The organism is Rothia sp. HSID18067 (assembly GCF_003989445.1).
Taxonomy (GTDB): Bacteria; Actinomycetota; Actinomycetes; order Actinomycetales; family Micrococcaceae; genus Rothia; species Rothia aeria.
In genome coordinates, this window is sequence record NZ_RBMF01000001.1 from 527,616 (window position 1) to 552,297 (window position 24,682).

24 protein-coding genes and 1 tRNA gene are annotated in these 24,682 nt (G+C 54.3%); 20 read left to right on the forward strand and 5 right to left on the reverse strand.

Features of this window, described 5'->3' with window-relative positions; genetic code table 11:
- The first annotated feature begins 123 nt into the window (after window positions 1-123).
- From D8M23_RS02370 to D8M23_RS02380, 3 genes are all read left to right on the forward strand, one after another.
- Complete coding sequence (locus D8M23_RS02370) at window positions 124-1,653, forward strand: bifunctional folylpolyglutamate synthase/dihydrofolate synthase (RefSeq protein WP_126853481.1); 1,530 nt, start codon at window positions 124-126, stop codon at window positions 1,651-1,653.
- Window positions 1,654-1,759: 106 nt separating this feature from the next.
- On the forward strand, window positions 1,760-2,161 hold the full coding sequence (locus D8M23_RS02375; RefSeq protein WP_126853934.1) for a DUF4233 domain-containing protein: 402 nt from the start codon (window positions 1,760-1,762) through the stop codon (window positions 2,159-2,161).
- A 186-nt stretch (window positions 2,162-2,347) separates the two neighbouring features.
- Complete coding sequence (locus D8M23_RS02380) at window positions 2,348-3,004, forward strand: vitamin K epoxide reductase family protein (RefSeq protein ID WP_126853483.1); 657 nt, start codon at window positions 2,348-2,350, stop codon at window positions 3,002-3,004.
- A gap of 96 nt (window positions 3,005-3,100) precedes the next feature.
- On the opposite strand, the gene ndk is transcribed toward D8M23_RS02380, so the two are convergent.
- Entirely contained in the window at window positions 3,101-3,514 is a 414-nt protein-coding gene (ndk, locus tag D8M23_RS02385) for a nucleoside-diphosphate kinase (protein ID WP_126853485.1), read from the reverse strand.
- Between the two features lie 160 nt (window positions 3,515-3,674).
- On the opposite strand from ndk, the gene D8M23_RS02390 reads away from it, so the two are divergent.
- The 11 genes from D8M23_RS02390 (at window position 3,675) to D8M23_RS02440 (ending at window position 14,977) form a co-directional block, all read left to right on the forward strand.
- On the forward strand, window positions 3,675-3,914 hold the full coding sequence (locus D8M23_RS02390; RefSeq protein ID WP_006888309.1) for a hypothetical protein: 240 nt from the start codon (window positions 3,675-3,677) through the stop codon (window positions 3,912-3,914).
- A 488-nt stretch (window positions 3,915-4,402) separates the two neighbouring features.
- Window positions 4,403-7,870 (forward strand): Rne/Rng family ribonuclease, encoded by a 3,468-nt coding sequence (locus tag D8M23_RS02395; protein ID WP_126853487.1) that lies wholly within the window; start codon window positions 4,403-4,405, stop codon window positions 7,868-7,870.
- 396 nt (window positions 7,871-8,266) lie between these two features.
- Entirely contained in the window at window positions 8,267-8,578 is a 312-nt protein-coding gene (rplU, locus tag D8M23_RS02400) for a 50S ribosomal protein L21 (RefSeq protein WP_006887214.1), read from the forward strand.
- 40 nt (window positions 8,579-8,618) lie between these two features.
- The gene (gene rpmA, locus D8M23_RS02405) at window positions 8,619-8,876 is read left to right on the forward strand and encodes a 50S ribosomal protein L27 (protein ID WP_004004819.1); all 258 of its coding nucleotides are present in this window, start codon (window positions 8,619-8,621) and stop codon (window positions 8,874-8,876) included.
- Between the two features lie 161 nt (window positions 8,877-9,037).
- On the forward strand, window positions 9,038-10,633 hold the full coding sequence (gene obgE, locus D8M23_RS02410) for a GTPase ObgE (protein WP_126853489.1): 1,596 nt from the start codon (window positions 9,038-9,040) through the stop codon (window positions 10,631-10,633).
- A gap of 300 nt (window positions 10,634-10,933) precedes the next feature.
- On the forward strand, window positions 10,934-11,167 hold the full coding sequence (locus tag D8M23_RS02415) for a hypothetical protein (RefSeq protein WP_006887157.1): 234 nt from the start codon (window positions 10,934-10,936) through the stop codon (window positions 11,165-11,167).
- A 19-nt stretch (window positions 11,168-11,186) separates the two neighbouring features.
- Window positions 11,187-11,936 (forward strand): nicotinate-nucleotide adenylyltransferase, encoded by a 750-nt coding sequence (gene nadD / locus D8M23_RS02420; RefSeq protein WP_006887178.1) that lies wholly within the window; start codon window positions 11,187-11,189, stop codon window positions 11,934-11,936.
- Between the two features lies 1 nt (window position 11,937).
- A complete protein-coding gene (locus D8M23_RS02425) occupies window positions 11,938-13,476 on the forward strand; it encodes a hypothetical protein (RefSeq protein WP_126853491.1) in 1,539 nt (512 codons plus the stop codon).
- 53 nt (window positions 13,477-13,529) lie between these two features.
- Window positions 13,530-13,961 carry a ribosome silencing factor gene (gene rsfS / locus D8M23_RS02430; protein WP_023132924.1) on the forward strand — a complete coding sequence of 144 codons (432 nt, stop codon included), beginning with the start codon at window positions 13,530-13,532 and terminating at the stop codon, window positions 13,959-13,961.
- A gap of 134 nt (window positions 13,962-14,095) precedes the next feature.
- Window positions 14,096-14,168, forward strand: a tRNA-Ala gene (locus D8M23_RS02435).
- Window positions 14,169-14,467: 299 nt separating this feature from the next.
- Window positions 14,468-14,977 (forward strand): GNAT family N-acetyltransferase, encoded by a 510-nt coding sequence (locus D8M23_RS02440; protein ID WP_052029782.1) that lies wholly within the window; start codon window positions 14,468-14,470, stop codon window positions 14,975-14,977.
- 60 nt (window positions 14,978-15,037) lie between these two features.
- Here D8M23_RS02440 and D8M23_RS02445 read toward each other — a convergent pair whose 3' ends face one another.
- Entirely contained in the window at window positions 15,038-15,808 is a 771-nt protein-coding gene (locus tag D8M23_RS02445) for an SDR family NAD(P)-dependent oxidoreductase (protein WP_126853493.1), read from the reverse strand.
- A gap of 89 nt (window positions 15,809-15,897) precedes the next feature.
- Window positions 15,898-16,515, reverse strand: a complete 618-nt coding sequence (locus tag D8M23_RS02450; protein WP_161971643.1) for a TetR/AcrR family transcriptional regulator — start codon at window positions 16,513-16,515, stop codon at window positions 15,898-15,900.
- Between the two features lie 319 nt (window positions 16,516-16,834).
- Between D8M23_RS02450 and D8M23_RS02455 the strand changes: the two genes are divergently transcribed.
- Entirely contained in the window at window positions 16,835-18,112 is a 1,278-nt protein-coding gene (locus tag D8M23_RS02455; protein WP_126853497.1) for a glutaminase, read from the forward strand.
- Window positions 18,113-18,252: 140 nt separating this feature from the next.
- Here D8M23_RS02455 and D8M23_RS02460 read toward each other — a convergent pair whose 3' ends face one another.
- Window positions 18,253-18,684: a DUF4190 domain-containing protein gene (locus D8M23_RS02460; protein ID WP_006887292.1), complete on the reverse strand. Its 432-nt coding sequence runs from the start codon at window positions 18,682-18,684 to the stop codon at window positions 18,253-18,255.
- Window positions 18,685-18,919: 235 nt separating this feature from the next.
- Between D8M23_RS02460 and D8M23_RS02465 the strand changes: the two genes are divergently transcribed.
- Window positions 18,920-19,480 (forward strand): excalibur calcium-binding domain-containing protein, encoded by a 561-nt coding sequence (locus tag D8M23_RS02465; RefSeq protein ID WP_126853499.1) that lies wholly within the window; start codon window positions 18,920-18,922, stop codon window positions 19,478-19,480.
- Window positions 19,481-19,770: 290 nt separating this feature from the next.
- Window positions 19,771-20,460, forward strand: a complete 690-nt coding sequence (locus D8M23_RS02470) for a polysaccharide deacetylase family protein (protein WP_238693735.1) — start codon at window positions 19,771-19,773, stop codon at window positions 20,458-20,460.
- Window positions 20,461-20,673: 213 nt separating this feature from the next.
- On the opposite strand, the gene D8M23_RS02475 is transcribed toward D8M23_RS02470, so the two are convergent.
- On the reverse strand, window positions 20,674-21,624 hold the full coding sequence (locus tag D8M23_RS02475; RefSeq protein WP_238693736.1) for a polysaccharide deacetylase family protein: 951 nt from the start codon (window positions 21,622-21,624) through the stop codon (window positions 20,674-20,676).
- A 143-nt stretch (window positions 21,625-21,767) separates the two neighbouring features.
- Here D8M23_RS02475 and D8M23_RS02480 point away from each other — a divergent pair, with 143 nt between their 5' ends.
- The 3 genes from D8M23_RS02480 to nrdH all read left to right on the forward strand — a co-directional run bounded on the left by D8M23_RS02480 (window position 21,768) and on the right by nrdH (window position 24,674).
- Window positions 21,768-22,259: a hypothetical protein gene (locus D8M23_RS02480; protein ID WP_126853505.1), complete on the forward strand. Its 492-nt coding sequence runs from the start codon at window positions 21,768-21,770 to the stop codon at window positions 22,257-22,259.
- Window positions 22,260-22,531: 272 nt separating this feature from the next.
- On the forward strand, window positions 22,532-23,635 hold the full coding sequence (locus D8M23_RS02485; protein WP_006887173.1) for an App1 family protein: 1,104 nt from the start codon (window positions 22,532-22,534) through the stop codon (window positions 23,633-23,635).
- Between the two features lie 799 nt (window positions 23,636-24,434).
- Window positions 24,435-24,674 (forward strand): glutaredoxin-like protein NrdH, encoded by a 240-nt coding sequence (gene nrdH, locus D8M23_RS02490; protein WP_006887234.1) that lies wholly within the window; start codon window positions 24,435-24,437, stop codon window positions 24,672-24,674.
- Window positions 24,675-24,682: the final 8 nt, after the last annotated feature.

The window sequence follows — 24,682 nt, forward strand, 5'->3', positions numbered from 1 at the left end:
TAACACACCGCGGTATGTACCGTGCTGGGGCGGCTATACACCCAAAAACATATGCCGCATGAGGCAGCACCCTGGTAGAGATGCTGTGCCGCACAGCTTGATACCGGTCAAGGAAAGAACACTATGAGCGAGATGAGCTACCCGGCAATCCCGAACCCCGAAGGGGTTGAACGCGTCTACGGTGAATTGCTGGCACGCGCCCCCGAAAATAAGATGGCTCCCCGGCTGGATGCGGTTCTCCGAGCCGTTGAAATCCTCGGGGATGTACACCGCGCCGCCCCGGTCATCCACATCACCGGAACTAACGGCAAAACCAGTACCGCCCGCATGATTGAATCGCTTTTGTTGGCTCATGATCTGCGCACCGGGCGTTTTACGAGCCCGCATCTCGAAAGTGTTACTGAGCGCATCAGCATTAACGGTGAACCGGTGCCTGATGCCACGTTCGTGCGCGTTTGGGATGAAATTTTGCCATACCTCACTCTTGTGGACGAAGAATTTGCTGCACGCGGAGAACCAAAACTTACGTTCTTTGAGTCCATCACTGTGCTTGCTTTCGCTATTTTTGCCGATGAGCCCGTGGACGTGGTGATTCTAGAAGTCGGGATCGGCGGTTCGTGGGATTCTACGAATGTAGCCGACGGTCTTGTCTCCGTCGTGGCACCCGTTGGCCTTGATCATACCGATATGCTGGGGGATACTCTGGCCGAGATTGCAACGGAAAAAGCCGGGATTATTAAACCCGACGGATACCTTATTTCTGCGGCGCAAGACCCTGAAGTAGCGACCATACTCCTTGATACTGCTCGTAAGCAGAACGCCAAGTACGCCTTCGAAGGTGTTGAATTTGGTGTGGTTGAGCGTGCCCGCGCGGTCGGGGGGCAGCTTTTGACTCTCCGAGGTTTAGCAGGAGAATACCCCGATATTGAGCTCCCCCTACACGGTGAGCACCAGGGGCAGAACGCATCCTTAGCTCTTGCCGCAGTCGAGGCATTTTTCGGTGGGGATCGTGCCCTTGCACGAGACGTAGTACTCGCCGGATTTGCTCAGGTACGTTCGCCAGGGCGACTTGAGATGATTCGCAGCGAGCCCTTGGTAGTGCTTGACGCCGCTCATAACCCGCATGGGGTGCGCGCCGCATCTACGGCTTTTAAAGAGGCATTTGAACTGTCCCACGTGCATGCAGTTGTCGGTATTCTAGGCGAAAAAGACGCTCTCGGTATTTTTGAAGTGCTTCGTGAAGAATACGTAGACTCAACCGATGCCACATTCCGGTTGTATCTTTCTGCCTCAGAATCTTCCCGAGCCATTGCCCCGGAAGAACTTCAAGAGATCGCCCTCGACGCCGGGTTCGACGAAGACATTATTACGGTATGTGACCACTTGGATGAGGCGCTTGCCACCGCTATGGAAAACGCCCTCTTTGAGCAGGAATCCGCTGGTGTGCTGGTCACAGGATCGGTCACGGTCATTGGTGAGGCGCGTACCCTGCTGGCACAGCCCGAGGAGAGCCCCACAGCTTCCCGGCCCGCCCCTGAAGGACTTGATAGTGATATAGGGCTTATCCCCAGCGCCGCACCGGACGGTGGGCTGTTGGATGACATTTTGGCGGAGCTGGCCCACGATGAACCTGAAAGTGACGAAACACAGTAGCGACACCCTCACCGACCCCGAAAGTTTGAACAGGAGAGCTGTGGCACAGAACAATCCCGAGAAAAAACAGTTCCTGACTCGCGCCCAGCGTGACTGGAAGCCGGGGATGAAGAAAAAATCCCGTTCAGTGAAAGTCATGTTTGCCTCAACAATTCTAGTACTGGAGGCTTTTGTGGCCTTCTTCGGCACCCTAGCGGTATTCGGGCATCATTTCAGCGACCCCGTTGAGGTAAAAATCCTCATCTGGGCTGTGGGGCTGACGGTCGCAGCGGTGCTCATGCTGCTGCCCGCCCAGCTGAAATCCTCCTGGGGATACACCGCAGGGTGGGTACTCCAGGTGGTTCTGCTTGCGCTGTCGGCATTGACTCTGCCGCTTACCCTTATCGTAGTGGCCGGGTTTGTAGGGTGCTGGTGGTATGGCCTGCGGGCGGGCACACGGTTGGATGCTGAAAATAAGGCACGTGAGGCCGAACAAGCAGAATGGGAACGCCAGCATCCACAGCACTGACCTATGAGGATGCATAGCTGCACCCACTCCGGGATGTGCACATGAAAAGGGATGGTGGTGCATCCCTGCTATATCCGCACAAGGTCTGGAGCTTAACGGGAAGAAAATAACAGGTTAAGATAGCTAATAGGCTTTGACGCTGCAACCGTCGAATCCGACTGTATTCATATCAACCAGGAGAAGCATATGAGCGTTGAACAGGGCACCCAGGAGCACAACGAGGACACACCGTCCGCATCAGGATCGGCAGATAGTCTAGAGCCACAATCCTCTGAACGCTCACTTGCCGTGTGGCTGATGGTGACGGCCACAGTTGCGCTCGCCTCATCAGCTATGTTGGTGCATGAGCGCCTACAGATTTTTATTGATGCAGGTCACAGCTCGCTGTGCGATATTAACGCTCTCCTTAACTGCGGTACCGTGATGCGCACCCCGCAGGCGGAACTTTTCGGCTTCCCCAACCCGTTCATTGGGCTGGTTGCCTTCCCCATCCTCATGACCATTGCGATGGGTACTTTAGCCGGGGCGCGGTATAAAAAATGGTTCTGGTTGGCAACCAATGCGGGCCTGGGGGCTGCAGTAGTCTTTGTGCTGTGGCTCTGGTTTGAAACAACGTTCGTGATAAATGCTCTCTGCCTGTTCTGCATGATCGTATGGGTGATGACGATCATCATGTTCGTGAAGGTGACGATTCGAAATATCGTCGAGGGAGTTATCCCCGCTTCAGAACAAGTGCGGCAAAGCGCAACGGGGTGGACCTGGTTTAGTATTTTGCTTCTGATCCTGCTGATATTCGGGATTATTATTATCCGGTTCTTCAACGTGTTCATGGGCATGATGTAGCCGAAACTACTGGGTGTTTCGAAGCACCCACTATGGGGCTTGGGGTCTGCAGAAACAACAATATTTCTGCAGACCCCAAGCTTTTATGATGGTGTTTTACGCCAGCCAAAGAGCAATTTCACGTTCGGCTGAGGCAGGGGAATCAGAGGCATGCACCAGGTTTTTCTGTACTGAATCGCCCCAGTCACGCCCTAAGTCTCCGCGAATGGTGCCCGGTGCTGCTAGGGTCGGGTCTGAGGTACCGAGCATGGAGCGCACCCCCTCAATGACGCGCTCTCCCGAAAGAACAGCAGCAACCACGGGGCCAGAAACCATAAAATCCACGAGGGGCTGGTAGAAAGGCTTGCCTTCATGCTCTGCGTAGTGCTGGGCCAGAAGTTCTTTGGTGGGCTGAAGCATTTTCAGCTTCTCAATCGTGTACCCCTTTGATTCAAAGCGGCTCAAAATTTGGCCGATCAGCCCACGTTCAACACCATCGGGCTTCACAAGGATGAGGGTACGCTCGCTCATGATTTGCTCCTTCACAGGTTGGTGAGTTGGTGTTCACCATCATAGGGTATGCAGCTGTGGCCGGTTCAATGATGCGCTTTGCGCTGCGGCTGGCTGTTGCTGTGCGGCGGTGCGTATAATGGGGTAACTGGAGAGACCCGTTAACCTCTAGGAGATATCTGTGAAAGCCCTCGGCACCACTATGATGCTTGCATCGGCCGTTGTATTTTTGACGGCACTGTTTTTGCTGACGGCCGGTCATTTCTCTCTCCTGTGGGTGATACTTCTGATCATTGCCCCGTTTGTTTTTATGGTGGGTATCCCGTTCGCTACCGGGTCTGGTCCGGAATATTTGCCAACTGACCCAAGACTGGCACAGCAAGAACGTGAAAAACGTGATGCCGAACTGGGCCTGGGTTAGTAGCAGCCCACCCAATAGCTAAGATGCCACCACCGTAGCGTGGAGGAGCGGCGTGTTGATTTGTGCATCACGCCGCTTTTTCTGTGTTGATGTGTGAGCATCGGTGGGTGTTTATCCCCAAATATGGCGGGTGAGGGCGTGAATGTGAGAGAATAGCAGAGGTGCGCCTTTTGACCCGCATGTAAAGGGCGCATCCGGTATTTTCGTCGAGGGGAATGCCTTAGGCCGCAGAACGTTTGCGCGGCGAGATACCCCCGAAGTCTGGCGTTGATGGAAGTCCGCTGGCTCGACCGAAAAAATCGGCCCATTTAGTGCGGGGTGCTGCTATGAATGCGAAAGGACGCTCCGCCGCTCGCCTCCGCGGTAGTTGCGCATAGTGTGCGCACCCGGGGGCTTGAGCTGTGAATAGGGTAGATAGGCTTATGCGCGTGCGCGCAACGAATGCTAGTGCGTCAAGATGCGGCTTGGGAGCACCAAGAGAAGGAAATATGGCTGAAGAGATGAACGCCAATGAATCCGGCCTGAATATGGGTGTTTTGGCCGACATCGCATCACTTGCGAGTGAGAAGAATGTCTCTGATGAGACGGTGCGTTCCCTGAATGAGAAAGTGCCGGGAGCGGATAAGGCCGATCAGGCCGAGAAAAAACGGGGGCGCGGTTCCTCAAAAAAGAGTACGGTTTCTCGCCGTTCCAAGGCTGAATCTGGGTCTAAGGATTCGGAGGAGCTGAGCCCTGAACGTGCAGTTGCTGAGAGCCTGAGTGATCTACGGAATTTAAAGGCGAAGCATGCTCCTGCCCCGAAAAAATCTGCCGAACCAGCTTCGGAGGATGAGGTCGCGAGCACTATCGATAGAATTTTTGAAGGCGCTGATGATGCCGCCAATAGCTCCGAATCCTCTCAGGATGAGGCAGCAGCTGAGCAGCAGACCGCCGTTTTGCCGAATACAGAGCAGGGAACTAATGAAGACACCTCCGCCGCAGAACCTGAAGCTCCTGAATCTGTGACTGAGAAACCCAGTTCAGAAGATTCACCCGTCACAGCGGTTCAGACCCCGGCTGCTCAGGCAGATACATCGGTTGCTACCGCTGGTACCGCCGAAGAACCGCAGGTTTCTGAACCGGAGACAGACATTGTAGCCCTGCCGGAGGTAGATACCCCGAAGGATGAATCTGAGGAAAAGTCCAGTTCTGAAGGGGAATCGAAAACTCTGCGTGATGTGCAGCAGCAGAAGCTCGCACAGATGCGCGCCTCGTTAACGCCACGGGCTATGCCACTGTTTTATTCTCCAAATGTTGCTGAGCTTTCAGCGGCAGCAACTCTTGAGTATGAACAGCAGCGTGCGGCACGTATTGAGGCCGAGCGTGCGGCACGGATGGCTCGTCGCCTTGAGGAAGTTGCTGCTGAGGCTGAGGTCACAAGTCACCGCCGTCGCCGTCGTCGTCGCGGTACTGAGGACATTGAGATTGAGGGCAGTGATGACGATGAGGTGGAGACCGTCACGAAGGTGCGTGCACCGCGTCTGCCGGATTCTCACACTTCAAACACTGTTACTGGTGTGCGCGGTTCAACCCGCCTTGAAGCTAAACGTGCCCGCCGCCGCGAGTCCCGGTCGATGGGACGCCGCCGTCACATTGTGACTGAGGCGGAGTTTTTGGCGCGCCGCGAGTCTGTGGACCGGCAGATGCTGGTGCGGCAGAAGGATGACCGTATCCAGATCGCTGTGCTTGAGGATGGGGTGCTCGCGGAGCATTTTGTGTCGAAGACGCAGCAGGATTCGCTGATCGGTAACGTGTACCTGGGGAAGGTTCAGAACGTACTGCCGTCAATGGAGGCGGCGTTCGTCGATATTGGGCGTGGCCGGAATGCTGTGCTGTATGCCGGTGAGGTGAATTGGGATGTGAGCGGTCTTGAGGGTACTCCCCGCAAGATTGAGAACGCCTTAAAACCTGGTGATTCGGTGCTGGTGCAGGTCACTAAAGACCCGATTGGGCAGAAAGGCGCCCGCCTGACGAGCCAGGTGTCTTTGCCGGGGCGTTTTTTGGTGTACGTGCCGGGCGGCTCAATGACCGGTATTTCGCGTAAGCTTCCCGATACTGAGCGTGCGCGCTTGAAGAAGATTTTGAAAGATAAGCTGCCCGATGGGGCAGGCGTGATTGTGCGTACCGCCGCTGAGGGTGCTTCTGAGGAGGAACTGACTCACGACATTAACCGTCTGCGTGCGCAGTGGGAGGAGATCCAGCAGCAGGCTAACTCCCGTAAGGTGCTCGCCCCAGAGATGCTGTATCAGGAGCCTGACCTGATGATTAAGACGGTGCGTGATGTGTTCAATGAGGATTTCACCGCCATGCAGGTGCAGGGTGCTGACGCTTGGGATTCGATTGAAGCGTACGTGACCTATGTGGCCCCGGATTTGATGGGCCGACTGCAGAAGTGGGAAGGGGAGGATGACCTTTTCGACCACTACCGCGTGAATGAGCAGTTGTCGAAGGCCCTGGACCGCAAGGTGTATCTGCCCTCGGGCGGTTCGCTGGTGATTGACCGCACCGAGGCTATGACCGTGGTGGATGTGAACACCGGTAAGTTCACTGGTAGCGGCGGCAACCTTGAGGAGACCGTCACCAAGAATAACTTGGAGGCGGCTGAGGAGATTGTGCGTCAGCTTCGCCTGCGTGATATCGGCGGCATTATTGTGATCGACTTTATCGATATGGTGCTCGAATCGAACCGTGACCTTGTGCTGCGCCGCCTGATCGAGTGCTTGGGGCGCGACCGCACTAAGCACCAGGTTGCTGAAGTGACCTCCCTGGGTCTGGTGCAGATGACCCGTAAACGCCTGGGTACAGGCTTGCTTGAGGTGTTCTCACAGCAGTGCGAGTCGTGCGGTGGTCGCGGACTGCTGGTGCACGACCAGCCGCTTAGCGGCCGCTCGGGCGGCGCCTCAGATTTTATTCACCGCCAAGAACGCACCGACCGCAAACGTTCCCGTGCTGCGGCTAGCCGTGTTGATTCGGTAGATGCCGAGAAGGAAGAGAAGAAGGCGGAGCGCCGCAGCGCTATGGCCTCAATCGCGGCAGCATCCCAGCAGTCTGATGAGGCTGAGGAGCAGGGACGTAAGAAGCGTAAGCGTCGTAAACGCTCACGCCGCACTGAGGGTGCTGAGGATCAGAATACTCAGAACGCTCAGGGGACAGCCCCCGAGGCTGCGAGTGAACAGGCTCATGAGTATGTGGCTCAGGCTGAGGCGAAGATCGCTAAGATTGACGACGATTCCCATTGGAGCGGCGAGCAGGGCGCGTTTACGGCGCAGGATTTCGCGGACTCGTACAGCCCTGAGCTGGATTCCCGGTTTACGCGTAGCTCTGCCCGGTATGAGGCTATTAGGGCGGGCGAGGCGAAGGCTCGTGCGTCGCAGAAGGCAGGCCGTATCGCGCGCACGGAGGGCGGCGGTTTCCGGTCGAAACGGGTTGAGGATGAGCAGGCCCAGAAAACCCGCGATGACGTGCGGGTGGAGGACGTTCATGAGTCCCCCAAGAAGAGCCGCCGTTCGCGCCGTGCCGTCTCCGCTGATGGGGCTGCACAGGGGGGCCAAACCGCCGTTTCGGGTGTGGTGGGTCATGCTCCCGCCGCTGATGCGGGTGCGCCGCGTGTTTCGGGTGTCATCCGTGTGGGTGGTTCTGCCGGGGCTCAGGTCACTGAGGCTGAGCCGGTGAAGCAGGCGTCTACGGCTGCTGCTGAACCGGCGGCCGCGCCGCGTAAGCGTCGTTCTCGTCGTGCGGCGTCTTCGGCGGGTGCACAGTCGAAGGTTGTGACGGTGGATGCCGCCGAGTCGGCTCATGGTTCGGTGGTGGCTTCGGCCTCTGTGGCGGACGCGAAAGCCCCCGTCGAATCCGAAACCCCGACCCTTTTCGGCATCGGTGTTTCCGCTGCCGATATTAAACGAGCCGGCAAAGAATAGGGCCTAGATCTGTTCGTATCGGAAATAACAATAACGCCGGTACCACAAGTCCGAAGGTGACTGCGGTGCTGGCGTTGTTATTTACTGCCCAAAGGGGTGGATTGCGCCTAAACCCGCGCATACAGTATCCTTAACGATTGGTATTTATCTCAGTGAAGCCCTATCGACGCAGGGTCAGCGGGAGATACCACTTCTGGAAGCCCTTATTACAGCGTTTCTGGAAGACACCACCGGCAGACCGAGCGTGTATCCAACTGGGCAATCCCACGAGGGACACGGGCCGCATCCACACCAGGATCATATGAGATACCTGTGGAACGCACAGCAATGAAAGCGCAGGCTGTCTGCACGTGTGAGATACGAAGAAGCAAGATGTCGAGAAAAGTGAGTCCCAAAGTGGCATACGCGATTGTACGCGCTGGCGGCCGCCAGGAGAAGGTCTCCGTCGGAGACAAAATTACCCTTGACCGTGTTGCAGGTGAACCCGGTAGCACCATCGAGCTGCCCGTACTGCTGCTCGTTGACGGTGACAAGATCACCGCTGACGCAAAGTCCCTGGCTTCCGCCAAGGTAACTGCTGAAAAGATTGAAGACCTGCGCGGTCCGAAGATCGTTATTCAGAAGTACAAGAACAAGACCGGTTACAAGAAGCGTCAGGGCTTCCGCGCTGAGCTGACCACCGTTAAGATCACCGCAATCAACGCGTAATCTTAACCACCGGATATAAACCTTAAGGTAGGAAAACAGAATGGCACATAAGAAGGGCGCAAGCTCCACCCGCAACGGTCGTGACTCGAACCCCCAGTACCTCGGTGTTAAGCGCTTCGGCGGTCAGACCGTCAACGCAGGCGAGATCCTTGTTCGTCAGCGCGGCACCCACTTCCACCCCGGCCTGAACGTTGGCCGCGGTGGCGACGACACCCTGTTCGCTCTGGCAGCAGGCACCGTCGAGTTCGGTACCCGCAAGGGCCGCAAGGTCGTTAACATCCTGGCAGCCGCCGAGTAAGACTCGCGCCAGTCAGGCAAGAGGGGGTAGGCTTCACGGCTTACCCCCTCTTACCGTATGCTTAAACACCGGTAGCCCACCGCCAACAGTAACGGCGGTGCCTGCGCGCTCATAGTGGCGCGCTAACACATCACACGTGAAAATGTAGAAGGAGAACACCCGTGGCAGAATTCGTGGACCGCGTGGTCCTGCATGTATCCGGCGGTCGCGGCGGCAACGGTTGTGTTTCCGTGCGCCGTGAAAAATTTAAGCCGCTAGGCGGCCCCAACGGTGGTAACGGCGGCAATGGTGGGGACGTGATTTTGCGTGTCGATAACCAGACCACCACGCTATTGGAATACCACCACAGCCCCCACCAGCACGCCCCTAATGGAGATATTGGCCGCGGCGATATGCACCACGGCTACAACGGCGAAAACCTAGTGCTTACCGTACCTCAGGGAACCGTTGTTAAAGACCGTGACGGTAACGTGCTTGCCGACCTGTTGCATGTAGGCGATGAATATATTGCCGCACGGGGCGGTCAGGGCGGCCTCGGAAACGCCGCGCTGGCATCGGCCAAACGTAAAGCTCCCGGTTTCGCACTCCTTGGTATTCCCGGGGAGGAAACTGACATTGTTCTAGAGCTTAAGTCTATTGCTGATATTGCGCTTGTTGGATACCCCTCAGCCGGTAAATCGTCGCTGATCGCTGCTATCTCTGCGGCTCGGCCCAAAATCGCTGACTATCCTTTTACGACCCTTATCCCAAACTTGGGTGTTGTGCAGGCAGGTGATGTTCGGTACACCGTTGCGGATGTTCCCGGTTTGATTGAAGGCGCCTCCGAAGGTAAGGGGTTGGGTCACCGTTTCTTACGCCATGTTGAGCGCTCCTCCGCGCTGGTGCACGTCATTGATTGTGCCACCCTGGAGCCTGGCCGAGACCCCATGAGCGATTTTGAGGTTATTCGCGGCGAGCTCGAAAACTATGAGGTGGACCCCACTGCTGGCGTGACCGTGCCGCTCAACGAGCGCCCCCAGATGATCGTTCTCAACAAAATTGATGTACCCGAGGCGCGTGAACTTGCTGATTTCGTGCGACCCGATTTTGAGAAGATGGGGTATCGGGTGTTTGAGATATCAACGGCCTCCCACGAAGGGCTTAAACCGCTTATATTCGCGATGGCTAACCTTGTTGAAGAAGACCGCCAGAAACGTGCCAGTGAAGATGATAAACCTGTGGTTGACGCCCCCGTTGTGCGTCCCAAAGGTTTCCGTTCTAAGAAGAAACAAGAGTTCATTATTCGCCGCGAGGAGCGCAACCTTGAGCCGCTCTTTAGGGTTATTGGTGAGAAACCGGAACGTTGGATTCAACAGACTGACTTCAACAATGACGAGGCTGTTGGGTACCTGGCGGATCGCCTGGCAAAGCTGGGTGTTGAAGATGAGCTTTTCAAATCTGGTGCTCGTGCCGGGGACGCTGTAGTTATTGGTGAGGACGATAACTCTGTGGTCTTCGACTGGGAGCCCACAATGGTCGGCGGCGCTGAGCTTCTGTCTTCTCCGCGCGGTACCGATACTCGCCTTGAAGAGATTATTCGTCCCACCCGCGCGCAGAAACGTGAGGAATATAAGGAACGTATGGATGCGAAAGCTGAGGCCCGTGCAGAGCTTGAGCAGGAACGTGTCGCGGGCGTGTGGACCGAGTCTGTGGAATACCGTAAAAAGTTGAAGGAGAAGCGCCCCACTGAGGGAATCGACATGCCCGATGCTGAGTAACCCAATGTAAGCTCCTGGTGTATTAGCTGCCACACAATAGCTGTGTTCGCTAGGGGCATACATGCTACCTCTTGACACATATCTATGTGAGGTTCACATCAGAAAAAGCCTGCTAGCGCCCCTCGAATAGGCTACGGCGCTCACATCAAGGGCTAATAACGGAGATGGGTATACAAAAACGTGGTTAATGCACATCCAATACTGTGCAGTCAATACCCGTGATTTACCCGATTTTCGCTGCAACACGGTAGCATAGAAACATATGAGGATTTTTACCTAAGTTGAAAGGACATCACATACGTGAGTACCGCTATTCTTGCACACGGCGCTGGTGCTGAGCATGCAGACGGTATGTTGCTGGGCCTGCCCACCTACATGTATGGTGTGATCGCCGCCGTGGTCTTTGCTGTTCTTCTGTTGATAACCCTGTCATACAGCGGCCGTGGCATTGTTCGTCCTGACCACACACCTGAAGCTTTTGATGATGAAGAGGCTAAGCTGCTCAAGGAATACAACTCGAGGCACGGTCAGTAACCGGAAGATTATATAGACTGTGACACCTCAGCCTTCTCGAATTAATATCGAATCGATTCCGCCGCGAACTTCTGGCCGTACCCGGCTGGGGGTTATGGGTGGTACGTTTGACCCCATCCACCATGGCCACTTAGTGGCGGCTAGCGAAGTTGCCGCTGTGTTCGACCTTGACGAAGTGGTGTTCGTACCCACAGGGCAGCCTTGGCAGAAAACAGGGCAGCGGCGGGTCAGCGATCCTGAGCACAGGTACCTCATGACTGTGATTGCCACCGCTTCAAACCCACGGTTCACGGTCAGCCGTATAGATATAGATCGTGGCGGTGCAACCTACACTTTTGATACCCTTAATGAATTACGCCAGTTACGACCCGATGCTGATTTATTCTTCATCACTGGCGCGGACGCGATTAGCCAGATGATGACATGGCACAACGCGCATAAGCTGTGGGACTTAGCAAGCTTTGTGGGGGTCACACGCCCCGGCCATGAGCTTGACCCGCCGGTCGGGGAGGGTAGACAGATCACTACACTTGAGATTCCTGCGATGGCGATTTCATCGACAGATATTCGCCGCCGTGCGTCTGACGGAGCACCTATCTGGTATTTGGTGCCGGATGGAGTGGTACAGTACATCAATAAGTATGGGCTGTACTCCGCTGACGATTCGACGTCAACCTATGATGCGGGTTTGCCGCGTGGGGAAGCCGTAGAGGGATCGAGCGCCCAGGGCGCGTTAGACAATGTTTATGTAACGGAAGAAGAGGGTTAGAATGACTGAATCTCAGGAAGGCACTAATAAGCCTTACGCAGAAGAGGAAGCCTACCTCTATGAGACCTATGTTACTGAAGACGGGATCGAGGTTCCTCCACCCACGAAGATGATGGGTCCACGTCGTCTGGCTCGTTACCGTGAAGAGGCAGCAGAGTATATTCGTGCTATGGGCCGCGGTAAACTTCCGGAGCCTGTGGATCATATGGGCCCCGTGGTGAATAATCTGGTGGTCGACCCCCGTGTGCTCTCAATTCAGCGTCGTTTCGCTGCTCTTGCCGCGCAGGGTGCTATTGATATGAGCGCCAACGACGAGGATAAGCTGAACGAGCCTGAGCCGCTGACCAGCAGCCTGAACGCTATTAAGCCGAACCAGCAACAGCAGAAGAGTACAAGCAAGGACCCCTCAGATTTGAGCGCCTTGAACATTCCGCTGACCTCTTCCTTTACTGCTCCCGCACCTGAAACAAGCTCGTTACCGATGCATGATTATTTGGTGCGTGATGAGCCGAAGGTGGAATCTGATGTGGACGCTGGAACAGCCTCTGGTGCTGCGCAGAAGGAAAAAGCTAAGATCGGTTCGGCCGTTGGGGCTTCAAAGCGGCAGGCACCCCTGAACCCTAATAACCCCTGGGACACCGTCAAATCCTCTAACCCTGGTGCGGGTACCGCAATTTTGGTTCCCGATCTGGAGGAGCGCGGTATTAGCTTGACGTCGATTTCTTCTGCCTCAAAATCCGCGAAGAGTGCCGCTGCCTCGGGGACACGGAAGACCAGTTCTTCTACCGTCTCAAGTGCTGCATCGGTAGCTGCTGATACGGAAGCTGCTCTCGCTGCTACTTCAGAGGCGGGCGGCACCGGTCTTACCGCGGCAGATGTTGCTGGTGATGGTCGCAAGAGCAGCGCCTCCAATACTGCTGAGGCAGTATCGGCGGCTGATAAGCCGAGCATGACCGTTGGGCAGAGTTCCTTCGTGCAGGCTAAACAGCCCGATATTAATATCACCAAGTCCGAGCCTTCCGCCCCTGCCGCATCAGCGACAGCAGATGCTCAGCAGGCAAAGCCCACGAAGCTGCCAGCACCTGTCTCTGCTGTTGATGCACAAGGGCTGGACCTGTCGGTGCTAGACAAGAAGAAGGGTACGGCCGCCGAGAAACCGACCGCCCCGGATGCATCGTACACGCAGCAGACAGCAGGGAGCCAGACGCCCGAGTCAGCCAGCGCATCTTTGCCGTATGCAGATAGCACCGCCGACGACCCGACGGTAGCTCTTGACCCTGATAAGGTAGGGGAGTTGGTGCGCCGCATTGTGGAGCACAACCAAGATCCTGAAGAGCAGCCGGAGCCTACGTTCAATAACTTTGCCAAGTCGGGTTACTCTGCTGCGAATACCATGGCCCAGGACGCCGTGGATTATGAAGACGAGTATGAGGATGATCTGGACGTTCCCCGTAAGCGGAGTCCTTTGAGCCTGATCCTGCTGGTCTTGTGTATCGCGGTGATCCTCATCGGCCTGTTTATAGTGCTCAGCCAGAAGTAACATGTGCCCCTTTCTGGGGTCTCCGCCGGAGACGGCGAATATGAAAGGAAACTATGACCGCAGCACCCGCCTCGATTGAGGCACTGCGTATTGCCGCCCGGGCGGCAGAAGAAAAACAGGGCACAGATCTGTTTGCTGTTGATGCCTCGGACGCTATGGGTCTGATCGACGGGTTCTTGGTGGTTTCGGCTCATAATGAGCGCCTAGTAAACGCTGTAGCTGATGGGGTTGAGGATGCTCTTCGGGAGCAGGCTGGGATGAAGCCGGTACGCCGTGAGGGCCGGGCGAGCGGGCGCTGGATCCTCCTTGATTTCGGCGATATTGTGATTCACGTGCAGCATGAGGAAGATCGCGAGTTTTATGCGCTGGATCGTTTATGGTCTCAAGCTCCACGCATTGAGTTGGGTGTTAAAACGGAGACACCTTTCGATATTGCTGGTGAGACTGAGGAAGACGCCGCGCGTATTATCCCAGCCGATAGCTAAACTTCGTTCTTCTCACCTTGGGGTGGGCAGTATTCGCGGGTGGTCTTGCGAATACTGCCCGTGCTGATTTGCATTCGTACCTCAGGCATGTGTATTATTTTCTTGTTGCCCCAAAGGGTGGCAGAACTAAATAGGGGGATATGGCGCAGCTGGTAGCGCACCTGCATGGCATGCAGGGGGTCAGGGGTTCGAGTCCCCTTATCTCCACAAATCATCACCTGGTTTTATGTGACCAGGTGATTTTTTGTGCCTGTTGTACAGTCCGACAAATACTCAGAAGCGTGAAGCATTGTGACACTTCCGCCTTAAGGCGGAAGAAGACAGTTTTTCATCCCTTGAGAGTGAGTGAGAGGCGAGCTGGAAAAGAACATACGCTGCTAACAACTCTTGTGCGGCTTTAGGAGAGATCTGAGTGCTAATGGGTGTCGGCGGGACGCTAGACGATGCAGGGTATCTGTCTGTAGAGTGATAGAGCACAAATACTAGGCATAGGTGTGGTGAGGTAAATGGCTGATGCAGTTGAACGGGCAAGTACACGCCTGGGCTTACACAAGAAAAAACTACGATCGAGCGATATTGATATTCTGCGCGAATCAACTCTGATGAATCTGAACTGGCCGGGGGAGAGGTTCACCATGCAGGATCTTCTCGGCACAGCCGAATTTGTGCGGTACATCGTTATGGATGCGCGGCGGGGAGATTATGGTGTGGTTGCCTGCACCTCACAGGGGCAGTGGGTTGGTACTGCAAGGGTTCTCTATTTACCTCAGCAGAATCCTGGATATGGTTTTGTGGCTCCTGGTATCGGTGAGCTGGGCGTGTCCGTGCAGCCTGAGGCGCGCGGTGTTGGGCTGGGGACGGAACTTATCTGTGATGTTATAGAAGTTGCTCGTGTGCGAGGGGACCGGGGTGTTAGTCTCAGTGTTGAGGCAGGGAATCCCGCGCGTAAGCTCTACGAAAAGCTAGGATTCGTTGATGCTGGCGGTAGCACTGGAGCGATGCTTCTGGAGTTCTAGCCGGTACCTTTAGCGCTTTAGCTAAAGGCACCGGCTAGCGGCCCTGTGTTACCGTGTATGTTAGCTGCGTTGGCGCTGGAACGCCTGATCGACTATGGCCATGACGGCACGTTTTGGTACTACACGAGTGACAAGCCGTGCCACAACGGCGTTTCCTAGCCCATCTACAAAACTGGGTTTTGTGGTTTTCAGTGCCTGCAGGGTGCTATCTAGCAGCTGGCGGGTGGAACGCATTTTCCCGACCGTTGCGGATTGACCGGCGATTTCAAAGAATGAGGTGTCGGTGGGGCCGGGGCAGACCGCGAGCACTCGGATGCCGTCTTTTCGGGTTTCTGCCCAGAGCGCTTCGGTAAAGGACAGCACAAATGCTTTGGTCGCGCCGTACACTGCCATATGGGGCAGCGGCTGAAAAGCCGCAGTCGAAGCAATGTTTATGATGGTTCCGGTTTTGCGTTCACGCATGGTGGGCAGGTAGCGTGCCGTCAGCCCTGTTAGCGTGAGGCAGTTGAGGCGTACTTCTTGCTCCAGACGGTCGGGATTATCATCAGCAACATCACCGTGGGTTCCGAACCCTGCATTATTGACAAGCACATCAATCTCTAACCTGGCGCGGTTCGTTTCTTCCCAGAGCCGTTGAGCTGCATCCGGTTCAGACAGATCAAGTGCAATGACGGTGACTTGAATACCGTGCTGGCCACGAAGCGTATCAGCGAGAGTATTCAGCTTGTCTTCGCTGCGAGCAACAAGCACAAGGTCGTGTTTTTCTGCGGCGTAATGGTGCGCGAATTCTTCGCCGATACCTGAAGAAGCGCCAGTAATGAGGGTCGCCATACAGTACTCCATATCATCAGTTTTTTGGACTAGGACAAAAGTTCGTCTGAACAGACGAAAGGTTTCGGAAGGCAGGGGAGAAGGATGGATTAACGCCTCTGCAGTCCCTCTATAAGCATTGTGTTTAAGGCGTGAGCTTGGCGTCTGAACTTTTCGGTGTCTCCTTGGGCTAAAGCATCGTTAGAAGTTTTGAGGCCGTCGAAGGAACCAACGAGGATCGCGGCGGCATCCTGACTTGATAATTCTGTGTGGAATATCTGCTGTGCCTTGCCGCGTTCAATAATGTCGGCCACCACATCAACCCAGCTTTGAAGGGGGCTAATGAGGTCTTCAGGCGGTTCCTTAGAGCGCACTTGGTCGGCGAGACGAACAATGTTCCAGTCGGTTTTTCCCTGCGACACCAGAGCAATCAGAAGGTTACTGAGCGCCTCTAGTTGCTCTAGCGGGTTATCGTGTTGAGCTATTTCCTGGATCCCCTGTTCAAGCCAGTGCCGTTTGTGGTCTTCAATGACGGCGTACGCCAAATCGCTTTTGGAACGGAAATGGAAATAGAGGGCGCCTTTGGTGAGTCCGGTGGCCTGAATAATGTCGTCTAACCGGGTTTCAGAATAGCCGCGTTGTGCAAAGACTTGGGCGGCAACTTCTAGGATATGTTCCCGGGTGAGCTGGCCCTTGGACTTGGAATTTGCTGTTTTATCTGCTGCCATAATGACAATATAAAAACCGACTATTCGGTATGTCAAGGGTCGGGTGGAAGAATTTCTTGGCCCGCACACCAGGGACAGAAAAAACATGGTGTATTCTCACCCGGCAAAGACGCAAAACCGTCTATGCATGGATTCATGCTGCTGCCTCACGGCTGTATACAAGCACATATTTGGAGTATTGAAAGCGGAAAAGCTACACTTCAAGAAGCTCAACGTTCGGGCAGATATTTTGTCATGACAAGGATGCGTGTACTCTGCAGTCTGGCTCCCGAACCAACCGCGTACGAAAGTAACGACCCGCCTATCAGGAGAAACTGTTATGCGTTCCCCTATACCAAGCTACCTCGACGATGTGCTCGCCAGTGTGGCCTCAGATAAAACGGGGGAACTCGCAAACTATATTCCTGAGCTGGCGGGAGTAAACCCTGATCGACTAGGGGCATCTATCGCAATGGTTGATGGGGAACTTTACGGCGCCGGAGACGTCAATGAAGTGTTTACTATCCAGTCTATTTCTAAGCCTTTCGTGTATGCCCTAGCTCTAGCTGATCGTGGATTTGATAAGGTACTGGCGAAAGTGGGTGTTGAACCTTCGGGAGAGCCTTTTAACGAGATATCTCTTGAGGACGAGTCGGGACGTCCGCTGAACCCCATGATTAATGCTGGGGCTATCACCACCCACTCGCTGGTGGGAGCCGAAAATATAAGTCCAGAGAAGCGGATGGAACGGGTAGTTGAAGGGCTCTCAGCATTTGCCGGGCGCCCCCTTCAGATTGATGAGGCGGTGTATTCCTCAGAGATAGAACATGCGCACCGTAACCTTGCTATTGCACATATGCTCCGTAGTCACGATATCCTCACCGAGAACCCCGCCAAGGTGGTGGAAGGGTACACGCGTCAGTGTTCACTTGAAGTAACTGTAAAAGACCTGGCGATGATGGCAGCTACTCTGGCGAATTATGGGGAGCAGCCTCTTACCGGTGAGCAGGTGGTACCTAAAACGGTAGTGCGTCAGGTGTTGAGCGTAATGTTCACCTGCGGCATGTACAATGCCGCTGGCGACTGGGCAACGCAGGTGGGTATTCCCGCCAAAAGCGGTGTGGGCGGAGGAATCATTGGTGCTGTGCCGGGGCAGCTGGGGGTGGCAACATTCTCACCGCGCCTTGATATACATGGCAATAGTGTCCGCGGCGTGTCGCTATTTGAGCGGTTTTCTTCAGACATGGGTATGCACGTGATGAATATTCCCACCGTTGCCCGTTCGGCAATACGCGCTAACTACCGCGTAGGAGTTGGCACCGAGACGGTTCAGGTTATTCAGCTTCAAGGCAGGATCCGGTTCGCCGGTGCTGAGCGTGTTATCCGCGAAATTGTGGACACCGAATACACGGGGACGAAAATAGCTTTGGATGTTACGCGAGTCTATTCTGTGGACGAGGTTGCCCAGCATATGCTTCTGGAAATTATGCGTAGACTCACATTTGACGGGTACACCGTCTATCTGATTGACCAGGACGACACCCTCCCGGATGTTGAAGCGCTTCGCAAAATGCAGGTTGCGGTGTTGGAGAGCGTCGATGAGATAGGGCTTGTGTAAGGTTGATGATTGGGCTTATCACCTTACAAGGCAGCGAATAAACAACGCGTATCCCGGCGCTCCCATCAAGTGAGATATTAAATACAATAAAGGCTCGGTATGACAGTTTTTTACCGAGCCTTTATGCATAAATATGAGAACTACATGTCCATGGCATAGCCCATATAATGGCAGACTTTCTGCCCGTTCTCCACGGTGTAGGTGCCCTTGCCGGAGGTGCATCCATCTATCACCTGCTGCTCGGTGTAGTAGTTGGAAATAAGTGCTAAGATCACTATTCCAACACTGGCGATAATCGCTAGGGACGCAAAGATAATGGCGCCGATCGCCATGCCAGCGCCTTCGGCTTCACCCTTTTTTACCTGTCCAAGGGCGATACCGGCAAATACGATCGCGAAAATTGCGGGTACAAAACCAATCACCAGAATGCCCGTGAAGAAAGCAATCAGTGAGAGCACTAAGGCGGTAATGGCAGCCCACTTTTTCTTCGGAATTTCTTCAAGAATCTGCGGTTCTAAAGGCTGTGTGTAGGCAGAATACGCCTCGGTGAGAGGCACAGTTTTATTGGACATAGGAATCCTTAAGTTATTTGAGACTTTGAGTGATAAGTGCATGAACCGTCGATGGCTCTGCATCTATTCTAAAGCATTCAGAAACCTTAAAATCTTGCTCCCAGTAAAGAATAAATATGCACTAGAGCTAGGGGCAGAGAGGTTCTCCCGCACCTGGTGGTTTCGTATAGACTTAGGGGTGAGCAATGACAGCTCAGCACTTACTCACTCGCTCAGTCAATGAGGATAATTCCATATGAAAAATCAAGTTATTGCGGTAGCGCTTCTCGGTACCGTATTTCTTGCTGGGTGTTCCAGCAACGCAGGCAATATTCGCAAAGAACAAACGCCATCTTCAGTATCTGCTTCGTCATCGGCACGCAGTACATCTGCCAGCCCCTCACCTACAGAGTCGCCGAGTCCTTCACCTTCGAAAACTCCTAGCCCCACCGCCTCGCCCACACCTGAACCTGTTAAAACCCCGGAGGCGGTAACACCTGTGGCTGAACCCACCCCCGAAGTCCCGGCGCCTGAGCCCGAGCAGAAACCGGTGCCTGCCGAAGACACACAGCCAGCAACAGAAGCTCCAGCACCTGCTCGGCAAACTCCGGTACAGCAGGAACCTGTGCAACAGAAACCTGTTGTGGTTGAGACTCCCGCAAATACCGGAGTGTACTACAAGAACTGTGACGAAGTCCGTGCAGCTGGCGCGGCACCTATCCATAAAGGCCAGCCTGGATACGCTGCTCATCTGGACCGTGATGGAGACGGCGTGGCCTGCGAACCCTACAAAGGAAAAGGTAATAAGAGGAAATAGTTTTCTTCCTGCCTTCTGCCTCTCACTCAACTCATTCAGCTTAAACACCCCGCCATCACCCTTCTCTGTTGCATTGGTGCGCAGGCCTTCGGTGCATGGCGATGCCTCGAAAGACTAAACCCCCTATGTGCAATACCTCATCACCCCGCACTATTACTGAATCTGCGCAGCCTGGTGTGCCCCGCAGGGCATTCGTGCTCGGCACTCTTGTACCACTTTTGGCAGGGTGCAGTTTCGGCGCGCAGAACACTGTAGATAATGCCGCTAATTCCCAGGGACAAACTCCACCTGTGCCCGTGAATGGGAAAACCTCCTCCGGCAGCCCTACTGCCTCTGTCTCTGTGAACCCTGTTTCCACCCCGTACCCCTGGGACGGTCCGCAAGTTGGGCTGCCCGGCGACGGTAAATACATCGCTTGGACCGTTGACGATGGTAAAAGCCCCGAAGTGGTGCGCGCCTATGCAGATTTTGCGGCGAAAACAGGCACCCGCCTCACCTTTTTCATTAACGGCTCTTATGATTCGTTCGAGCAGAACCTTGACGTGTTGGCGCCCCTAGTGACATCGGGGCAGATCCAAATCGGGAACCACACATGGTCACATGCAGCTCTCACCGATCTTGACGATGCGGGAATCATTGAGGAGCTTGAGAAGAACGACCGCGAGATTGAACGCCTCTTTGGAATGTCTTCAAAGCCCTACTTCCGCCCACCCTACGGGTACTACGATCGGCGGGTATTGGATGCCGCTGCGCGTGCCGGGTTTGACCGGCCCACCCTATGGTACGGTTCACTGGCTGACTCTTCCCCTATTACATCTGAAGAGATCTATAAATATGCCAGTACATATGCGAACCCGCAAACTATTCTTATTGGGCATCTGAACTATACGGGTGTCATTGCGGTACTCGACAAAATTAAAGCGTTATTGGATGAACGCGGGTTAGTCACTGTTACTCTCCGCGACTATTACGGGGGATAAACACCAGAGGATAAACCAACACTTGGGTACTTTGCGGGATTCAAGAGGAGAAGACATCCGCTCAATGATGCCATGATGAACCCTTGAGCCCATGCAGTGCGGGGCGGGAGAACCTTCCCCGCACTGCCGCTGCTGCGAGTTATCAGCAGCCCTATGGTTTTAAATCGCTCGCGGCAGCAGCAGCCGGTTTGGCCGCCGTAGCTTTGCTGAGGCTCACCGTTCTTCTTTTTTCTCTTTCTCCTTCTGCTTCTTTTTCTCTTCTTCTTTCTTCTTTTCTTCGGCTTCAGCATCGCGGACAATTTTTAGTTCTTCTTCTGAGGCTTCACCGTAGTAGTCGCGTAAGGTAACTGTTACCAGTCCACGCTCGTCAAGAAGCTCTTTAATACGTTCCAGCAGGGAAATAATAGTGGTGTAGTTAAGATGCCCCAACATAATTCGTTGCGGCTTCATATACTTCTTCGTACGTTTGAGCACCACACGTTGGGTGGTTTGCCCCTCATCACCTGTGGTACCTTCCCACAGTACCGGCCGTGAAAACCCCGCTTTTGCGGCTATTTTCAGCACCCGGTCGTCATAGTACCCGTAGGGTGGACGAAAATACGGTTTTGAGGACACCCCAAAAAGCCGCATGATTTCTTCCTCATTGCGCACGAACTCTTCTTTCACCTGTTTATCATCAAGATTCAGCAGGTTAGGGTGGTTATAGGTGTGGTTTGCGATCTGAATTTGTCCTGATTTCACCAGCGGCAAAAGGACATCAAGGTTCTGCTCAAAAGAAGTGTAGGAGGCATTAATGAAAAAGGTGAGGCGGGTGCCTGTTTTCGCCGCGAACTCGGCGTAAGCCCGCACAGTTTCGGGGTTAGCGCCGTCATCCACTGTCCACGCCACATAGTGCCCTTCACCAGCTAGACGGTACTGGATATCTTTCCATGGGTGGGGTTTAGCGATTGGGTTTTTTGACACCGGCGGCTCTGCAGGTTCGGGGGAGTCCACGGCAGCAGTTGGTGAAGCATCGTCGCTATGGGGCGTGCCTGTGGGGGCTGCGATAAACCTCGTTTCGGCGGCATTCTCTACGGTATTCTTGGAGGAGCATCCCGCTATGAGCGGGATAATAGAGCCCACTACAAACGTGCGGCGTGAGAATAACGAGTTGTGAATGGTCATACTTCTAAGCATAGCCCGTATACTCCCTCAGCTAAGATTCTCAACAGGGTGAGAAAGCTCCCCCGTGTGTGCCCTCATCCACGCGGTTTTGTGCTTGTGTGTCACCAACCGGTTGATAGTGATTTGACTGATACTATGGGGGCATGGCTAAGAAAATCGTATTGCTCGCGGCTACGGCCGTGCTATTAGCCGGGTGTTCCGCAGAAGTTGCTCCCGGCCTTACCTTCACCCCCGTCCAAGATTACGGAAACCATGGGGACATTACTGTCTCAGCTGAGGTGCTTAGTGGTAACGAACATAATGGTTTCCACGCCAAAGCGGGTAAGGTTCGCTTTTTCCAGGATGGTATTGAGGTGAACTCTGCTGAGCAGAAACTCACCGAGAAAACCGGGTACTACCGCGTAGGCGCCTCTAATAGCCACGAGCTAGCCGGTAAAACTATCTCGGTGGCCGTCTACGCCGATGATCCTCAAGACACTGTTAAATGCGCTATTAAGGTAACAGGCGAAGACCATCCGGTGCACCACTCGGAACAGGCCGAAGGGAAAGGCTCGGCCTACTGCCAGGTGAAGCTCAGCTCAGGACCCTATCAGCTACCTGCTGGTGCCTCGGGCGAGTCAAAGCATTCGCATTAGGGCTCCTCAGGTAACTAACGCGTAGCCCACAGCGTTGTGTATACACCACCGATTCTTTAAAGCCTTTAAAGCCTGCGCACACACAAAAACCGCACACACTATAGATACTGAACAGCTGCCGCTCGTATCCTGCGCAACCGCTTGTGCAGGATACGAGCGCGTCTGTGTTCTGCCCATTTGGAGACATCCGAGCGCCCAATATTATAGTGACGCGACCATATAATCTTCCCCAAATAAGAAAAATGGGGTGTCTATATGGAACACTAATACGTATGGAAAATCTGGGTACCCACGAATTACGCACCATGGTAACCGAGGCCGCCGATGAGGCAGTCAACATTGGTTACCGGGTGGGCGACACCCTGCATCGGTGGCGTGAACGCCGCGCTATCGCCCAAGGCCAAGAGCCTATTATTGTCCCGTCAGAGGGGTACGGGCGGGTAGCCACCGGCGCCAAGAACGGGTGGGTGCGTATACTGGCACGTGCCCTGTATAAAACTGAGGCGTTTGAGAAACTGCTCTATGTGGTTGAGGGTACTCAAGATACGGACAACCCCATGCGCGGGTGGCGTGCCTTCACATCCATTGCCATGTCTGATGCTCCCGTAACCATTATTATCGCGGGAAGAACTTATGAGGTTCGCACCGATAGAGGCGGTGTCCTTGACGTTAAGCTTGATATTGACCTGCCAGCGGGGCTTCATGAAGTTATTATGTATGTTCCTGGTTCCCGTGCTGCTGTCACCAGTGTCTACATTGTGCCTGCTGAGCAGAAGATCGGCGTAATTGCTGACGTTGATGATACAGTCATGGTTACTATGCTTCCGCGTCCGCTTGTAGCGGCATGGAACTCGTTCGTGATTGATGAACACGCACGTATTCCTACCCCCGGCATGGCTGTGCTTATGGACCGGATTCGGGCTGCGCACCCTCAGGCCCCTTTTATGTATCTGTCTACTGGTGCCTGGAATATCACCCCAACACTGCGTCGTTTTCTGACCCGTAACGGGTATCCGCGCGGCACGTTCTTGCTCACTGACTGGGGGCCTACGCCAGATCGCTGGTTCCGTTCCGGCACCCAACATAAGGTACAGTCCTTACGAAGGTTGGCGCACGAGTTCCCCGAGATGCAGTGGATCCTCATCGGTGATGACGGCCAGCGCGACCCGGATATATACAACGGGTTTGCAGTGCGGTACCCCCAGAATGTTGCGGCTATTATGATTCGTAACCTAACGGTGGGGGAGACGGTGCTGGCCTCAGGGCGAGTATGGGGTGATAAGCGGGCGCAACAGATGACCCAGTCGCCGCTGTGGATGGAAGCAAATGACGGTGATACGCTCAGCCGCAAACTGCGCCAACGCGGCCTGCTCTAAAGCGTACGGCGTATAGGGGCGGCCTGGTACCCACCCTGGCGGAAAATCACTCTTGTAGAGACCTCTTGTAACGGCAGGAAACAGTACCAATAATGAGCCTCTAAAGGTCTCAAAAGTTATGGAACTACATGTTTTTTCAGCGCGAGAAATGGCATATTTGGGTTTAAGTTGTTTTTAAGTTGCTTAACCAACTATACGGGGTGCTATGTCAGCACCAGAGGACAGCAAAAATTTTATGAAATCTTTATATGTGTAGTTAAACCACTGGTACGGACCTCAAAACGAGTATTCAACTCGGAGAATATCGCCCGTTATTCCCCGTAAAATCGCGGAAGTGCGGGAGTGTCGGAAAAATCAAGCATTACAACTGATGTAAATCTCACATACCCCGTTAAAATCACGACGCACGGCAGTTTAGAGGCGAAAACGGTATGGGGATTCCCAGACTGATAGTAAACCCCACCATGTGGATAACCTGAAGGTATGCGTGCAACGGCGCGGGAAGGCTTATTGGCCGGGGTGTGGATAAGTTGTGGGGGCACTGCGAAGAACGTGCGCTCCTGTGGGTTTTTCGAACATGAAAAAATTGATGCACCACATCATCTTGGGGTTAAAAAAATTTCTAACACTACATGTAGTATTAATACTCGGTTCGGGTGATAATCTGAATCGGCGTCAACGCTCCCTCAATACGAGAGCGATACGGGGCGCCCACCCCGCCTTTCGGGGCACAAGTAACCACACAACTCATTCAGCAATAATGCTCCCGCCGCTTGCGGGGCCGACAAGGAGAATTTCAATGGTAGTGACCGTGTACACCAAGCCCCAGTGCGTTCAGTGCAACATGACCTACCGGGCCCTCGACGCCAAAGGCATCAACTACCACAAGGTAGATATCACCGAAGACGACCGAGCATTAGCAAAAGTTAAGTCCCTCGGGTACATGCAGGCTCCCGTTGTGATTGCCGGTGAAGACCACTGGTCTGGCTTTCAGCCCGATAGGATCAACGCTCTAGCCGATATCGCGGTTTCCGCGTAATAAGCAGC

Bases quoted from the DNA above. Each gene is read 5' to 3' on its own strand.
- D8M23_RS02460 (WP_006887292.1), bottom strand. From the start codon at position 18,684: ATGTCCAATAAAACTGTGCCTCTCACCGAGGCGTATTCTGCCTACACA.
- D8M23_RS02465 (WP_126853499.1), top strand. From the start codon at position 18,920: ATGAAAAATCAAGTTATTGCGGTAGCGCTTCTCGGTACCGTATTTCTT.
- D8M23_RS02375 (WP_126853934.1), top strand. From the start codon at position 1,760: ATGAAGAAAAAATCCCGTTCAGTGAAAGTCATGTTTGCCTCAACAATT.
- D8M23_RS02475 (WP_238693736.1), bottom strand. From the start codon at position 21,624: ATGACCATTCACAACTCGTTATTCTCACGCCGCACGTTTGTAGTGGGC.
- D8M23_RS02395 (WP_126853487.1), top strand. From the start codon at position 4,403: ATGGCTGAAGAGATGAACGCCAATGAATCCGGCCTGAATATGGGTGTT.
- D8M23_RS02480 (WP_126853505.1), top strand. From the start codon at position 21,768: ATGGCTAAGAAAATCGTATTGCTCGCGGCTACGGCCGTGCTATTAGCC.
- ndk (WP_126853485.1), bottom strand. From the start codon at position 3,514: ATGAGCGAGCGTACCCTCATCCTTGTGAAGCCCGATGGTGTTGAACGT.
- D8M23_RS02450 (WP_161971643.1), bottom strand. From the start codon at position 16,515: ATGGCAGCAGATAAAACAGCAAATTCCAAGTCCAAGGGCCAGCTCACC.
- D8M23_RS02425 (WP_126853491.1), top strand. From the start codon at position 11,938: ATGACTGAATCTCAGGAAGGCACTAATAAGCCTTACGCAGAAGAGGAA.
- D8M23_RS02455 (WP_126853497.1), top strand. From the start codon at position 16,835: ATGCGTTCCCCTATACCAAGCTACCTCGACGATGTGCTCGCCAGTGTG.
- D8M23_RS02370 (WP_126853481.1), top strand. From the start codon at position 124: ATGAGCGAGATGAGCTACCCGGCAATCCCGAACCCCGAAGGGGTTGAA.
- rpmA (WP_004004819.1), top strand. From the start codon at position 8,619: ATGGCACATAAGAAGGGCGCAAGCTCCACCCGCAACGGTCGTGACTCG.
- D8M23_RS02445 (WP_126853493.1), bottom strand. From the start codon at position 15,808: ATGGCGACCCTCATTACTGGCGCTTCTTCAGGTATCGGCGAAGAATTC.
- D8M23_RS02440 (WP_052029782.1), top strand. From the start codon at position 14,468: ATGGCTGATGCAGTTGAACGGGCAAGTACACGCCTGGGCTTACACAAG.
- D8M23_RS02485 (WP_006887173.1), top strand. From the start codon at position 22,532: ATGGAAAATCTGGGTACCCACGAATTACGCACCATGGTAACCGAGGCC.
- rsfS (WP_023132924.1), top strand. From the start codon at position 13,530: ATGACCGCAGCACCCGCCTCGATTGAGGCACTGCGTATTGCCGCCCGG.
- nrdH (WP_006887234.1), top strand. From the start codon at position 24,435: ATGGTAGTGACCGTGTACACCAAGCCCCAGTGCGTTCAGTGCAACATG.
- D8M23_RS02380 (WP_126853483.1), top strand. From the start codon at position 2,348: ATGAGCGTTGAACAGGGCACCCAGGAGCACAACGAGGACACACCGTCC.